Origin of the sequence: Nocardia sp. NPDC056064 (assembly GCF_042266925.1) — a bacterium.
Classification (GTDB): Bacteria; Actinomycetota; Actinomycetes; order Mycobacteriales; family Mycobacteriaceae; genus Nocardia.
In genome coordinates, this window is record NZ_JBHJWO010000001.1 from 3,801,176 (window position 1) to 3,814,630 (window position 13,455).

The window sequence follows — 13,455 nt, forward strand, 5'->3', positions numbered from 1 at the left end:
CTCTCCCGCGAGTATGCCCGGTCCGGTCGCGTGGCGTCCGAACCGGGCAGCAACTCATCAGTTGACCGGGCGTGGCGTCCGCTCGTTCGGGTCGACACCCGGCGGCATCTGCGCGCCGTTGTTGGGCACATTCGGGCGCGGCGCGTTGGCCGAACCACGGATCTGCTGGTCGGCGGGCGGGTTGGTGCAGTAGTTCCACCTGGGGATGGACCCGTCCTGGACCTCTTCGTTGCGACGGTACTCGGTGTCGTAGTTGCACACCGGCCGCGGCCAGATGTCGATGATGGTGTGGAACTCACCGTCGTGAGCGGGCACCGAGATCGACTCCAGACCCAGTGCCAGCGAGGGGAACAGCAACCGCAGAGCGGGCTGACGCAGCTGCGCCGCCTTGGTGATGGCGACGAAGTTGGCCGCCAGCGCGCTGATCGGATCGGCGGTCTGGTCCAGCACCGCGCCCAGCGCCTCGAACTGCCCCGGCGCGTTGTCCAGGATGCCCTGCAGCTCGGCGTTGGCGTTGTTGAACTGGGTCAGCAGCGCGCCCGAGTTCTGCGTCAGCGTCTGCAGATCCGGCTGGGCGTGCGAGGTGGTCTCGGCGATCACCCGCAGGTTCTTGATCAGGTTCACCGTCTGCGGCAGCAGGTTGTCCAGGCCGGCCACGGCCAGGCTGACGCCGTTGATCAGACCGCGCAGCTGATCCGGACCGGCCCCGAGCGCGATGTCGAGCTCGTTGAGGATGGTCTTGAACTGCTCCGGGTTGACCTGCCCGATCAGCGCGCTGGTGTCGTCGAGCACCGCCCACACCGGCACCGGGGTCTTGATCTGGTCCGGGTTGAACTGGATCACCGCGCCGTCGGCCAGGAACGGGCCGACATCGCTCTTGGGCCGGAAGTCGATGTACTGCTCACCGGCCGCCGACAGGGCCGCCACCTGGATGGTGGTGTCGACCGGGATCTTGTAGCTCTTGTCGATCTGCGCCTTGGCCGCGATCGACTGCCCCTCGTTGATCAGCTCGATCGAGGTGACCTTGCCGATGCGGTGCCCGCGCAGGGTCACGTCGTTGCCCGGCTGCAGACCGCCGGAACGATCCAGGTTGACCGTCACGTCGTATTCCGAGCGCAACGGGTTCACCCGCATCACATTGACCAGCAGGTAGGTCGCGCCGACCAGCAGCACGAGCACGAGTGCGCCGTTGGCCAGCAGGACCTTGCTGAACTTGAGACTCTTCAGCCGGCTCAATTGTGGCCTCCCACTCGGCCCTGGACGATCTGCAGCACCTGGATGAAGCTGCCGACGAAATCGTTCACGTCTTTCAGATCAGGGAACTTGCTGTTGGCCGGATCGGTGAGCAACCCGATGTCGAGGTTGGTCAGCGTCGCGTACGGCGCCAGCGACTTGCCCTGGAAGGTGGCGTTCGCGCCGGGGCGGATCGCGTGCAGCTGGTCGAGGACGTAGCCGAAGCTGTCGCCCGAGGCGGCCAGTGCGTTCATCAGGTTGTCGAGGTTGGTGAGCAGATCGGCGAGCTGATCACCGGTGGTGTTGGAGTAGTCGCCCAGCGCCGCGCTGGCGGTGGACAGCTTGGTGAGCAGGTCACCGATCGCCCGGTTGTTCTCGGCGATGGCGCCGATCGCCTGCGGCAGGGTGTCGGCCACCTGACCGAGCTGGCCCTTGTTCACCTCGATGGTGTTGGCCAGGGTGTTGAACTCGGTGAGCACCGTGTCGACCCGCGCGCTGTTGGCGTTGAGTTCGCCGACCACGCCGGTCATCTCGGTGATCAGGTGCGCGAGCTCGCCGCCGTGACCGTTGAGGATCGAGCCCAGTTCGGTGCCCAGCCGGCTCAGGCTGGCGACGCCGCCGCCGTTGAACAGCATCGACACCGAGATCAGCAGCTCCTCGACGGTGGCACCGGCCGAGGTGTAATCCCTGGTCAGGGTGTCGCCGTCGGCCAGGGTGCCGCCGGTGGACGGGGTCTTGGGCTCACTGAGCGCGATGAACACGTCACCGAGGGGAGTGGCCTGGCGCAGCTCGGCGGTGCTGCCCTTGGGCAGCGTGATGTCGGTGCTGATCTCCATGTCGACGACGGCCTGGAAGTTCTTCGTCTTGATCGAAGACACCACGCCGACATCGGAGCCGCCGATCTTCACCTTGGCCTGGTCGGGCAGGTTCAGCGCGTTCTCGAACTCCGCGTGCAGGGTGTAGGTGTCACCCTCGGCGCCCGGGGTGGGCAGCGGCAGGTCTTCCACGGTGAAACTGCAACCGGTGGTGATGACCACCGTGGCCAGCGCGGCCGCCGACAGCATCGCGCGGCGGGCTTTCGTCGTCATACGTAGGGTCATTTCGTGAGTCCAAGCAGTGCGGCGGTGAGCCCGTAGTCGGGGCCGAAATCCTGCACGTTCCCGGTGCGGCAGCCGTCGGACTTCAGCTGGATCCGCTCACAGAACACGCTGACGATCTCGCCGGAGAGGAACGTGCCGATCAGGCCGTGCAGCCGGACGAAGCCCTTCTCCTTGTTCATCGCGCCGTCGATGTTCTGCATCAGCAGCGGGACGACGTCGACGATCTCGACCATCGCGCCGGAGTTGGCGCGCAACTGGTTGCTGACATTGGTCAGCCCGGTCAGCGAGGCCGACAGCTCGTCGGCGTGGTCGGAGAAGGTGACCGAGGTGTTGGCCAGGAACGCGTTGAGCTGATCCAGAGTGGCCTGCAAACCGGGTGCCTGCTCGGCCAGCAGCCCCGACATCGCGGTCATCCGGTCGCTGAAATCACGCACGGACTGGTCGTTGTCGGCCAGCATCGTCGTCAGCTCGTTGAGCTTGATGATGATGTTGGAGATGGCGTCCTTGTTGTCGATACCCACCTTCAGCGCGCCCGAGAGCGCGTCGAGGGTCTCGCGGATCTTCTGGCCGTTGCCGTTGAGCACCGGGTAGAGCACCCGACCCGAGAGCGGGCCCAGACCCTCCTGGCCCTCTTCGGGCTTGAGGGCCGCGGAGAACTGGTCGATGGTCTTGATCATCGTGTCCAGCTCGACCGGGGTCCTGGTGCGTGCCTTGGGCAGGTGGTCACCGGACTTCAGGGTGTCACCGCCGGTGTAGGGCGGGGTGATCTCGATGTGGCGGTCGGTCACGATCGAGGGCGAGATGATCGCCGCGATGGCGTCCTTGGGGATCTTGACCCCGGCGTCGACGGTCATGTGGACCTCGACGTAGGTGCCCTTGGGCACGATCTTGTCGACGGTGCCCACCGCCAGGCCGAGGACCATGATCTCGTTGCCCTCGTACATGCCTGCGATGTTCTCGAAATCGGCCGTGATCTTGGTCGAGCGGCCGAGCGCGTCGTCGAACTGGCTGGGCAGCAGCGAGCAGCTGCCCAGTACCAGCGCGGTGGCGCCGATCATCATGGTCCGCGCGACGGTGCGCGCGCCACGGAGCTTGTTGGTCAGTTTCATCCTGCGCACCCCTGGATCACCTGAACGAAGCACAGCCAGTTGTCGGGGAACAGCCACGGCAGCGAGACCTCGCCGTAGTTGCCGTTACCCAGCGCGTTGTTGAAGTAGCGCGCCGTGGGCTGGCCGATCTGCAGCAGCCGGTCGAGGTTGTCCTTGTTCTTCTGCAAGCCCTCGGCCATGGTGTTGAGCTGGCCGATGGTGTCACCGATCTGGTTGCCGTTCTCGGCACCGATCTCCTCGAGCTGACGGGTCAGCGTGGCGATGTTGTCGAGCAGCTGGCGCAGCAGGCTCTGCCGCTCCATCACCCGGTTGGCGATGGCCTCGCCCTGGGTGATCACCAGCAGGATCGAGTTGCGGTTGTCGGCCAGCAGCTGGGTGACCCGGTTGAGGTCCTTGAGCAGCCCGTCGACATCGGACTTGCGCTGGTCGATCACCTTGGCCACCGCGCCGACGCTGTCGAGCGCCTGCGCGACCAGCTCCGGCGAATCGCCGAGCTGGGAGTTGATGGTGTTGAGCGACTGCGCCAGCAGCTTGGTGTCGAGCTCCTCGAACTTCGGCGTGCCGACCTGCACCACGTCCGCGATGTTGTACGGCACGTCGGTGTTGGCGCGCGGGATGACGTCGTCCTTCAGGCCCGAGCCGTCGCCGGGCTGCAGGTCGACGTAGCGCGCGCCGAGCAGCGTGGCCATCTTGATCGCGGCGTGCGCGTCGGGACCGAACTTCAGCGAGCTGTCCACATCGAGGCTGACCACCACGTGATCGCCCTCGATCTTCGCCCCCGAGACGGTGCCGACCTGCACACCGGACACGGCGACCTTGTCACCGACCTTGATGCCCGCGGCCTGCACGAACTGCGCCTCGATGGTCTGCTTGCCGATGCCGATGAACTGGTAGACCGTCGAGCCGACCAGCAGCAGCACGATCACCAGCGAGCCGATGACACCGAGCCAGAAATTGCGGTTGCCCAGGAACGTGGCCTTGATCTTGCTCATCGGCACACCTCCGAATGGCTGGTGCCACCGATCTGGCTGAAGATGCCACGCGGGAAGAGCACGCCGTAGAGCGAGACGTCCAGGCCGCACAGGTAGGCGTTGGCGTAGGCGCCCTCGGAGGTCATCCGGCCGAGGTCGGCCAGCATCGACGGCATGTCGATGGCGGCCTGGTCGAGCTTGGCGCCGTTGGCCAGCAGCAGGTTCAGCGCGGCGGTGGTCGAGTTCTGCGCCATCGCCAGCTTGGGCTGGATCTTGCTCATCATGCCGACCAGGGAGGTGGTCGCGTCCGCCAGCGTCACGGTGGACGCCTGCAGCGACTGGCCCTGGTCGTAGAGACCGCCGATCAATGCCCTGGTCTGGGTAATCAGGGTCTCCAATTCATCCCCTCGCTTGGCCAACCCGGCCATCACACCGGACAGGTTGGTGATCACGTCGGACAGGATCGCGTCGCGACGCTGGAAATCGGTGGCCAGCTGCGCGGCCTGCACGATGAACGCCGACAGCGAGACCCCGTCGCCCTGCAGCGCCTGGATCAGCGTCTCCGACATCGCGTTGACCTCGGCGGGCTCGAGCGCCTGGAACAGCGGCTGGAAACCGTTGAGCAGCGCGGAGATGTCGAAGGACGGTTCGGTGCGGTCGAGCGGGATGGTGGCCCCGCTGCGCAGCTCCTGCGGGCTCGGCGCCTGGCCCGGGGCCAGCGCCACATAGCGCTGGCCGATCAGGTTCTGGTACCGGACCAGGGCCTTGGTGTCGTCGAAGACCGGCTGGTCGCTCTGCACGATGAACGACACCTTGGCGTCGTTCTTGCCGTCGAGCTCGATCTTCTCGACCTTGCCCACGCGCACGCCCGCCATGCGGACGTCGTCGCCGGGACGCAGGCCGAGCACATCGGTGAAGATCGCGGTGTACTTGCGGGTGTCACCGTCGACCGTGCGGGCCAGCGTGTTCCACACGACGACCGTCACCAGCAGCGAGACGAGCGCGAAGATACTGAACCCGATCAGTGGCTTGCGGATACTCATGCGCCACCCCCGTTTTCGGACACGTGCAGGGTTCCGCCCTTCATGATCGGACCGAGCAGCAGATACTCCGAGACGTTCGGTTCACGTCCCAGCAGCTTCGACATCGCCGCGTCGCCGGTGTACGAGATCGGGGTGCCCGCGGGCACCGTCGCCGGTTCCGGCGTGGCGGCCGGTTCCGGCGCGGCCGCCGGAGCGGGCGCGCCACCCAGCACACCGGGCAGGCCCGGGATCTGGATCGAGGGCACCAGGCCCTCGAGCGGCGTGCCGGCGAACGGCTTCACCTCGGTGCCCTGGGCCGTCTGCATCGGCGCGCCGGGGGAGGTCAGGCCGGGGATGTCGGGCAGGCCCGGGATCATCTGCAGCGGCGGCAGTCCGGCGGCGGAGTCCAGCGCCCGCGGGCGCAGGTTCTCCGGCAGCGGCGGCAGCGAGACCTCGGCGGGAGCGGTGAAGCAGCTCGGGCCGAGCAGGTCGCCGTAGCGCGGGCAGTCCGCGACGGTGTTGGGCTTGTACGGGGTGAAGGTCAGACCCGCGTTCCACACCATCTGGTTGGCCGGGCCACCGTGGAAGGTGGTGTTCAGCTTGGCCAGCGAGGGACCGAAGACCTGGAAGGTCTTGGTGATCGAGCCCGGGTCGGCGGCCAGGGCGCCGAGAGTCGCGTTCATACCCACGGTCACCTCCTTGCCGACATCGGGGTTGCTGGCGAACAGGTCGTTGACCTGGTCGGTGGTGGCGCTCGCACCGGCCAGCAGGGCGATCAGCTGATCACGCTTGGTGGCGATGGTGGTGGCGGTCTGCACCGAGCTGCCCAGCACGTCCATCAGCTCCGGCGCCGACTGGTTGAGCGCGTGCGCCGAGGCGGAGAAGTTGTCGAGCATGCCGCCCAGGTTCGGGCCCGCTTCGGCGACGGTGGTCAGCCAGTGGTCCAGGCGCTGGATGGTGGAACCGGGGACGCGGCCGCTGCCGTCGAGGGCCTGGGTGAGCGTGCCGAGCACGCGGCCCAGCTGTACCGGGTCGACCTGGTCGAGGATGTCGCGCACCGTGGTGAGGGTGTCCTGCAGCGCGATGGTGCCCTCGCTGCGGTCCTCGGGGATCTGCGAGCCCTCTTTCAGGTACTGGCTCGACGGGCCGTTGAAGACCAGCTCCACCGAGGTGACCGCGAACAGGTTGCTCGGCACGACGCGGGCGGTGACATTGTTCGGGATGTCGCCGGCGAACTCGGGCTTGAGCTCGATGTTCACCTTCTGCTCGGCGCCCTTGTTGGCGATCTCGACGTCCTTCACGGCGCCGACGAGCACGCCGCGGAACTTCACGTCGGCCTTGGACGGCAGACCGTCACCGGTGGTCGACAGGTTGGCCACGACGTTGACCTTCGGCACGAAATAGCCCTGGTAGCGGGCCATCAGGAAGCCGAGGATCACGGCGAACACCGCGACACCGCAGGCACCCGCGATGTACAGCTGTTTCATGGTGGGTCCGCGCCCACTGGGATCGATGATCATCGCGCGCTACCCCGAGATTCTGATTCCGGGGTCGACGCCCCAGATCGCCAATGTCATGAACAGGTCGGCGAACACGACCAGGATGATGCACATCTTGATCGCGCGACCCGCCGCCACGCCGACGCCTTCGGGACCACCGGAGGCGAAGAAGCCGTAGTAGCACTGGATGAAGGTCGTGATCATGACGAAGATGATCGCCTTGAGCAGGGAGTACAGCACGTCTGTCGGTACCAGGAACTGGTAGAAGTAGTGCGAGTACGTGCCCGGCGCGGTGCCGCCGATCAGGCCGACGGTGACCGAGCAGGCCAGGTAGGCCGTGGCCAGGCCGATGCAGTACAGCGGCACGATGGCCATGACCGCCGCCATCATCCGGGTGCTGACCAGGTAGGGCAGCGGGCGGATGGCGATCGAGTCGAGCGCGTCGATCTCCTCGGAGATGCGCATCGCGCCGAGCTGGGCGGTGAATCGACAACCCGCCTGTGCCGCGAACGCCAGCGCCGCGAGCAGCGGGCCGAGTTCACGGGTGGTGGCGAAGGCCGAGATGGCACCGGTGATCGGGCTCAGGCCGAGCAGGTTCAGCGAGGTGTAGCCCTGGATGGCCACCGTCATGCCGCCGAAGGCGCTGATGATCAGGATGACGCCGATGGTGCCACCACCGACGACGATATTGCCGTTGCCCCAGGTGACGTCGGAGAGCAGACGCCAGATCTCCTTGGGGTACTGCTTGAACGCCAGCGGGATCGAGCCGACCGAGCGCAGGAAGAAGAAGACCTGGTGGCCGAGGCGCGCGAGCAGGTCGATCGGCGCCCGGCCTGCGGCCTTGAGCTGGCGTATGGGCCGTAGCAGCGGAGGTACGTACGTTGATGACATGGCTCAGACCACCTGGGGGGGAAAGACAGCGGCGTAGATCTGCGTGATCGCGACGTTGACGCCGAGCAGCATGACCATCGAGCTCACGACCGCCGAGTTCACCGCGTTGGCGACACCGCCGGGGCCGCCGCGGGCGTTGAGGCCGGAGTCGCAGGCGATGATCGCGGCGATGATGCCGAAGATCACCGACTTGAGCAGTGCCACCGCCAGGTCGCGGGTGACCGCGAAGGAGGCGAAGGTGCTCATGTACGAACCGGGCGTACCCGCCTGGGCGAAGATGTTGAACATGTAGCCGGTGATGAAGCCGACGAAGACCACGAAGCCACACAGCAGCAGGCTGACCAGCATCGCCGCGCCGAGCCGGGGGGCGACCAGCCTGCGCAGGGGGTCGACGCCCATCACCTTCATCGCGTCGATCTCTTCGCGGATGGTGCGCGAGCCGAGGTCGGCGCAGACCGCCGAACCGACCGCGCCCGCGATCATGATCGAGGTGACCAGCGGCGCGCCCTGCTGGATGATGCCCAGGCCGTTGGCCGCGCCGATGAACGAGGTCGCGCCGACCTGACCGGCGACCGCGCCGACCTGGATCGACACGATGACCGCGATCGGGATGGCGACGAGCAGGGTGGGCGCGGCGGCGACGTTGGCCATGAACGCGCACTGGCGGACGAACTCGTCGAAGGGGAAGCGCCTGCGGAAGATCGCGACGATCAACTCCGTGATCGCCTCGATACCCATCGTGATCTGTCGACCGAACGTCTCGAGGGACTTCTTCGGATGGTCGTCCCAAAGGCCCTTGGTCCAGTCGACAGCTTCACTGACTCGTGAACGTGTGGGCGGACTCTTGGTCGACTGCACTGCTAATACCCCTCTCGACGCCAGGTCATCAACACCCCGACGACTTGTTTGCTTGACGCACCTTACTACGGAGTAGCGCAGAACACACCACCGACATGTGAGCGCAGTCATAGATCGACGTCACTGTCCAGAACTGCTATGAGCCCTGCCATCCCGGACCATACAGCCCGTAATTGTCAATGCATGTTCGATTCCGCCGGATGTCGTTTCGGACATGGTTTCCCAGTACCGACGGTCGCGGGAAACAAATATTGCGGAAAACTGTCATTCATAACGAACGGCTCGCCGGAATACCGGAACCAATCACGAGGCCGCCTCGAAATGGACGGTTGATCACAATTTCGATAGACATTCGCTATCGCGGAGTGTCGCAACCCGGGTCCTGGTAGGCAGCAACCACACACTGTTCGCGGAGAGTGTGCCGACCGGCGCATCGACGGGGCGCGCCCGGGACGTAATACAGGCACGATAGCCAGATCGAATTGATATCGTGCGGGCTTCCGACGTCTGGAGGGACATGTTCAGCAAACTCGCCAAGGTGGCCAACGCCGCCTTCGCCGTCGCCCTCGGTGCCGCGCTGATCGGTACCGGCGCGGGCGCTTCCCAGGCTCAACCCGGACCCCCGGTGCTAGGCGGCGGGTCCGGCATCGTCATCGACAACGCGTTCCAATGCACCCTCACGACGGTCGGACACGACGGCGCGGGCCGCCTCGTCGGGCTCACCGCGGGCCACTGCGGTGACGCGGGCGCCTCGGTCGCCGCCGAGGTCGATCCCGGCTACGGCCAGATCGGGCGCTTCGTCTACAGCAACGCCGACCTCGACTACGCGGTCATCGAGTTCACGCCCGGCCGGATCGTGCCGGTCAACCGGATCGGCAACGTGACCATCACCGGGGTCGGCGCACCGGCCCAGTTCCCCAACATCGTCTGTAAGGAAGGCCGGACCACCGGCAACACCTGCGGCATCGCCTGGGGTGACGTCTTCCAGACGAACATGGAGACCTGGTCGCAGATGTGCGTGGTGGAAGGCGATTCCGGCGCGCCGGTGGTGATCGGCTCGACGCTGGTCGGGATGGTGAACGCCTATCTGGCGGTGGCCTGCTTCGGCCCCGAGGTCGGCACCAATATGAACGCCATCATGAACGACATGAACGCCCGAGGCGCCCAAGGCGCCGGATATCACCCTGTGTAGAAGGCGGCTGGCGCCGCGGGTTCGCGGCCCCTGGCGGTCTCGCGTCCGAGGGGCGATACTCCGGCTTCGCCGTGACGTCTCGCCCCTCGGACGCGAGACGGGCCGCGAACCGTGGTGGTCATTTCGAGACGGTCGGCGCCAGCGCGGGTCCGTCGGCGCCGGCGCAGTGGGGTAGGCAGTCGACGCGGTCGGGGGCGGGTTCCTGACGCGGGACCCGCAGGCCGATCCCCGCGATCACCGCCCCTACCAGCAGCAACAGCGCGCACCAGCGCATCGCGGTGTCGAAACCGGTGGCGAAGGCGACCGGGTCGTCGAAGGCACCGGACAATCCGGCCAGGCCCGGTAGCGCGGCCACGGCCAGGAGTTGGGCCGTGCGGGCGACGGCGTTGTTCACCCCCGAGGCGATGCCCGCCTCGCCGACGCGCACCGCCGCCAGCACCGCGCCGGTCAGCGGCGCGACCAGCACCGAAAGGCCGAGGCCGAAGACGAAAACACCCGGCAGCACATCGGTGAGATAGTGCGCGTCGGGCCCGACTCGTTGCAGCGCGAACACCCCGGCGGCGGCGAGCAGCGGACCCACCGTCATCGGCAGGCGCGGTCCGTGGCGTTGCGCCCAGCGGCCCGCCGGGGCCGAGAGCACCAGCATCAGCAGCGTCACCGGCAGGCTCGCCGCACCCGAGGCCATCGGCGAATACCCCGCGACCAGCTGCAATTGCAGTACCAGCAGGAAGAAGACACCGCCGAGCGCCGCGTAGACGACCAGCGTCACCAGATTGGCCGCGGTGAACACCCGCGAACGGAACAGCGCGGGCGGGACCAGCGGATTCGGGCTGCGCAGCTCCACCACCACGAACACCAGCAGCGCCGCCACCCCGGCCAGGGTGAGCGGCAGGTGCGCGTTGATCAGGCCCATGGTGAGCGCGCCGAGCCCGACGGCCACGATCACCGCGCCCGGCACATCCAGCCGCGCGGTCGCTTCCGGATCGCGGCTCTCCGGTACCCACCGGGTCGCGACCAGGGCCACGACCACCGCCAGCGGCACATTCAGCAGGAAGATCGCCCGCCAGCCGACCAGGTCGATCAGCCCGCCGCCGAGCAGCGGACCGAACGCGCCCGCCACCCCGCTGAACCCGGACCACAGGCCGATCGCGCTGCCCTGGTCCTGTTCATCGATCGAGGCGGAGATGAGCGCGAGGCTGCCCGGCGTGAGCAGCGCGCCCGCCACACCCTGGAGCAATCGCGCCGCGACCAGCATCTCGATGTTCACCGCGGCCGCGCACAGCAGCGAGGTGACCGCGAATCCGGCGATACCCCAGACGAACACCCGCCTGCGCCCGAGCCGGTCGCCCAGCGAGCCGCCGAGCAGGATGAACGAGGCCAGGGTGAGGGTGTAACCGTTGACGGTCCATTGCAGCCCGGCCACATCGGTGTGCAGGGATTCGCCGATGCGCGGCAACGCCACCGAGACGACGGTGGCGTCGAGCGAGGCCATCGACGACCCCAGCACGGTGGCGAGCAGAATCCACCGGCCGGTGGCCGAGTTCAGCCGAACCGTGCGGGTCGCGGGCACCTCTCCACGCTAACCCCTGACGAGCTAGAGGCTCTGCACGCAGACCACGATGCGGCGCTCGGCGTACTTGAAGCCCGAGTCGGCGGCATCGGGGCAGTCGTCGACGCTGTCCGAACCGTTCCGGATGGTGATGACCTTGACCGGCTCGGTGCCGGACTCGGTGCACTCGATCCGCGAGGGCTCGTCGCCGCCCACGTCCATGCAGCCGCCGACCACCCAGTCGATGTCGAGGCACAACGCGCCGGTCTCGATGCCGTTGAGCGTCTCGGCGTAGAAGTTGTCGCGGTCGCTCACGCAGCCGCTGCTGGTCTTGGCCTTGCCGATGACCTTGTAGTTCGACGCGCGGCTGCCGCAGGAGGCCTTGTCGATGGTCGCGTCGTCGACGGTGCCACCCAGGGCCACGCAGTCACCGATCTCGGCGTCGAAATCGGTGGTGCCGCCGCGGCTCGAGGTCGGGGCCGGTTTGCTGGTGGTCGGCTTGCCCGCCTTGGTGGTGGTCGTCGGGGCGCCGCTGGTCGCGGGGACGACGTCGATCGCGGGCTGCGCGTGACCGTCGATGGTGCCACCGCACCCGGTCGAAACGAACGCGGTCACCGTGATGGCGAGCGCGCCGACGAACCGGCCGATGGGCAGATCTGCAAACACCCATTGTGAATACACCACCGGAGCCACCGGCGTCGACTCCATCTGGAAGCCGGTTCGCTGGGCTACCCTTGGATTTTCCGGCCCCCGGGCCGGCCCCGCATCGGAAGTGAGGCGGAGATGGTGACAGTTCGTCCCGGCGAGCAGATCCTCGCCGCACCACGCCAGATGCTCGTCGACCCGCGTTTCGTCCGGCTGGCCGACCACTTCTTCGGCATGTTTCCCCAGCCCAGCCGGGGTGGCGCGGCGCTGGCGGTCTATCTGGACGGCAAGCCCGTCGTCGATGTGTGGGCGGGTTGGGCGGGCAAGGACCAGCGCTGGGACGGGGAGAACGTCGCCCTGGCCTTCTCCACCGGCAAGGGCGTGGCCGCGACCGTGCTGCACCGGCTCGCCGAGCGCGGACTCCTCGACTACGAGGCGCCCGTCGCGCGGTACTGGCCGGAGTTCGCCGCGCACGGCAAGGCCGAGATCACCGTGCGCGATGTGCTCTCGCACCGTGCGGGCCTGCACCGGGTGCGCGGGCTGGTCCCGGGGCGCGAGGGCATCCTCGACTACGACGCGGTGGTGGCGGCGCTGGCCGAGAGCCCCGCCGACCCCCGCCGCATCCGCACCTCGGGCTATCACGCGATCACCTTCGGCTGGCTGGTCGCCGAGATCGTGCGGCGGGTCACCGGGGAACCGTTCACCGAGGTCCTGCGGCGTGAGGTGGCCGTGCCGCTGGGCACCGACGAGTTCTGGTTCCAGGTGCCCGCGGACCAGCGGTACCGGATCGCGAGGATCTTCCCCCACCTGGCGCCGCCGGGAATCCGCTGGAACACCGCCTCCTCGGTCCTGTCGTGGGTGCGCCCGATCCGCGGGCTGGCCGAGGCCGGGATGCCGGAGAGTTTCGACGAACTGGTGCGCGACCCACGCGTGCACGACGCGGTGATGCCCGGCTGGAACGGCGTGTTCTCCGCGCGGGCGCTGGCCAGGATGTACGGCGCGCTGGCCAATGACGGGGTGGTCTACGACGGCGCCACCCCGGTCCAATTCCTGCGGGCCGAGACCATCGCCACGATCAACCGCACCCAGCACACCGACAGCCGCGACTACGTCCTGGGCCTGCCGCTGCGCTTCACCCTCGGCTACCACCGCCCGGTCCTGATGACCAAGCAGCAGCCCCGGCACGCCTTCGGCCACTACGGCATCGGCGGCTCGGGCGCCTACGCCGACCCCGACCTGCGCATGTCCATCGCCTTCGTCACCAACCGGCTGGGCAACGCCGTCACCGCACTGGGTGACGCCCGCCTGGCGAAACTGGCGGCCATCGCCCAGGGGACCGTCCACAAGCTGGCGGCGCGGTGACCGCACTCGGCCGCCCCGCAGTCC

General features: G+C 67.6%; 12 protein-coding genes. 2 read left to right on the forward strand and 10 right to left on the reverse strand.

The features are described 5' to 3' along the window. Positions 1 to 57 precede the first annotated feature (57 nt). From ACFC06_RS17590 to ACFC06_RS17625, 8 genes are read right to left on the reverse strand one after another with little or no spacing between them, the layout of a single operon-like run. Positions 58 to 1,236 carry an MlaD family protein gene (locus ACFC06_RS17590; protein WP_375931924.1) on the reverse strand — a complete coding sequence of 393 codons (1,179 nt, stop codon included), beginning with the start codon at positions 1,234 to 1,236 and terminating at the stop codon, positions 58 to 60. Beyond that, positions 1,233 to 2,321, reverse strand: a complete 1,089-nt coding sequence (locus tag ACFC06_RS17595) for an MCE family protein (protein WP_375931927.1) — start codon at positions 2,319 to 2,321, stop codon at positions 1,233 to 1,235. Before ACFC06_RS17595 ends, ACFC06_RS17590 begins: the two co-directional genes overlap by 4 nt. An 8-nt stretch (positions 2,322 to 2,329) precedes the next feature. Further along, positions 2,330 to 3,442 (reverse strand): MCE family protein, encoded by a 1,113-nt coding sequence (locus tag ACFC06_RS17600; RefSeq protein WP_375931930.1) that lies wholly within the window; start codon positions 3,440 to 3,442, stop codon positions 2,330 to 2,332. Further along, positions 3,439 to 4,434 (reverse strand): MCE family protein, encoded by a 996-nt coding sequence (locus ACFC06_RS17605; protein WP_375931932.1) that lies wholly within the window; start codon positions 4,432 to 4,434, stop codon positions 3,439 to 3,441. The genes ACFC06_RS17600 and ACFC06_RS17605 overlap by 4 nt, the downstream gene beginning before the upstream one ends. After that, positions 4,431 to 5,456, reverse strand: coding sequence for an MCE family protein (locus tag ACFC06_RS17610; protein WP_375931935.1), 1,026 nt, complete (start codon positions 5,454 to 5,456; stop codon positions 4,431 to 4,433). Before ACFC06_RS17610 ends, ACFC06_RS17605 begins: the two co-directional genes overlap by 4 nt. Continuing rightward, positions 5,453 to 6,955: an MlaD family protein gene (locus ACFC06_RS17615; RefSeq protein ID WP_375931938.1), complete on the reverse strand. Its 1,503-nt coding sequence runs from the start codon at positions 6,953 to 6,955 to the stop codon at positions 5,453 to 5,455. Before ACFC06_RS17615 ends, ACFC06_RS17610 begins: the two co-directional genes overlap by 4 nt. A 6-nt stretch (positions 6,956 to 6,961) precedes the next feature. Next, the gene (locus ACFC06_RS17620; RefSeq protein WP_375931941.1) at positions 6,962 to 7,825 is read right to left on the reverse strand and encodes an MlaE family ABC transporter permease; all 864 of its coding nucleotides are present in this window, start codon (positions 7,823 to 7,825) and stop codon (positions 6,962 to 6,964) included. Between the two features lie 3 nt (positions 7,826 to 7,828). Beyond that, positions 7,829 to 8,683: an MlaE family ABC transporter permease gene (locus tag ACFC06_RS17625; protein WP_375931944.1), complete on the reverse strand. Its 855-nt coding sequence runs from the start codon at positions 8,681 to 8,683 to the stop codon at positions 7,829 to 7,831. Between the two features lie 517 nt (positions 8,684 to 9,200). Here ACFC06_RS17625 and ACFC06_RS17630 point away from each other — a divergent pair. After that, the gene (locus ACFC06_RS17630) at positions 9,201 to 9,875 is read left to right on the forward strand and encodes a S1 family peptidase (RefSeq protein ID WP_375931947.1); all 675 of its coding nucleotides are present in this window, start codon (positions 9,201 to 9,203) and stop codon (positions 9,873 to 9,875) included. A gap of 118 nt (positions 9,876 to 9,993) precedes the next feature. Here ACFC06_RS17630 and ACFC06_RS17635 read toward each other — a convergent pair whose 3' ends face one another. After that, complete coding sequence (locus ACFC06_RS17635) at positions 9,994 to 11,445, reverse strand: MFS transporter (protein WP_375931950.1); 1,452 nt, start codon at positions 11,443 to 11,445, stop codon at positions 9,994 to 9,996. A gap of 24 nt (positions 11,446 to 11,469) precedes the next feature. Continuing rightward, positions 11,470 to 12,090, reverse strand: a complete 621-nt coding sequence (locus ACFC06_RS17640) for a hypothetical protein (RefSeq protein WP_375931953.1) — start codon at positions 12,088 to 12,090, stop codon at positions 11,470 to 11,472. 117 nt (positions 12,091 to 12,207) lie between these two features. Here ACFC06_RS17640 and ACFC06_RS17645 point away from each other — a divergent pair, with 117 nt between their 5' ends. Continuing rightward, positions 12,208 to 13,431 carry a serine hydrolase domain-containing protein gene (locus ACFC06_RS17645; protein ID WP_375931956.1) on the forward strand — a complete coding sequence of 408 codons (1,224 nt, stop codon included), beginning with the start codon at positions 12,208 to 12,210 and terminating at the stop codon, positions 13,429 to 13,431. The last annotated feature ends 24 nt before the right edge of the window (positions 13,432 to 13,455 follow it).

Coding starts and splice junctions, on each gene's coding strand:
- ACFC06_RS17595 (WP_375931927.1), bottom strand. CDS start 2,321: ATGACGACGAAAGCCCGCCGCGCGATGCTGTCGGCGGCCGCGCTGGCC.
- ACFC06_RS17600 (WP_375931930.1), bottom strand. CDS start 3,442: ATGAAACTGACCAACAAGCTCCGTGGCGCGCGCACCGTCGCGCGGACC.
- ACFC06_RS17605 (WP_375931932.1), bottom strand. CDS start 4,434: ATGAGCAAGATCAAGGCCACGTTCCTGGGCAACCGCAATTTCTGGCTC.
- ACFC06_RS17610 (WP_375931935.1), bottom strand. CDS start 5,456: ATGAGTATCCGCAAGCCACTGATCGGGTTCAGTATCTTCGCGCTCGTC.
- ACFC06_RS17615 (WP_375931938.1), bottom strand. CDS start 6,955: ATGATCATCGATCCCAGTGGGCGCGGACCCACCATGAAACAGCTGTAC.
- ACFC06_RS17620 (WP_375931941.1), bottom strand. CDS start 7,825: ATGTCATCAACGTACGTACCTCCGCTGCTACGGCCCATACGCCAGCTC.
- ACFC06_RS17630 (WP_375931947.1), top strand. CDS start 9,201: ATGTTCAGCAAACTCGCCAAGGTGGCCAACGCCGCCTTCGCCGTCGCC.
- ACFC06_RS17645 (WP_375931956.1), top strand. CDS start 12,208: ATGGTGACAGTTCGTCCCGGCGAGCAGATCCTCGCCGCACCACGCCAG.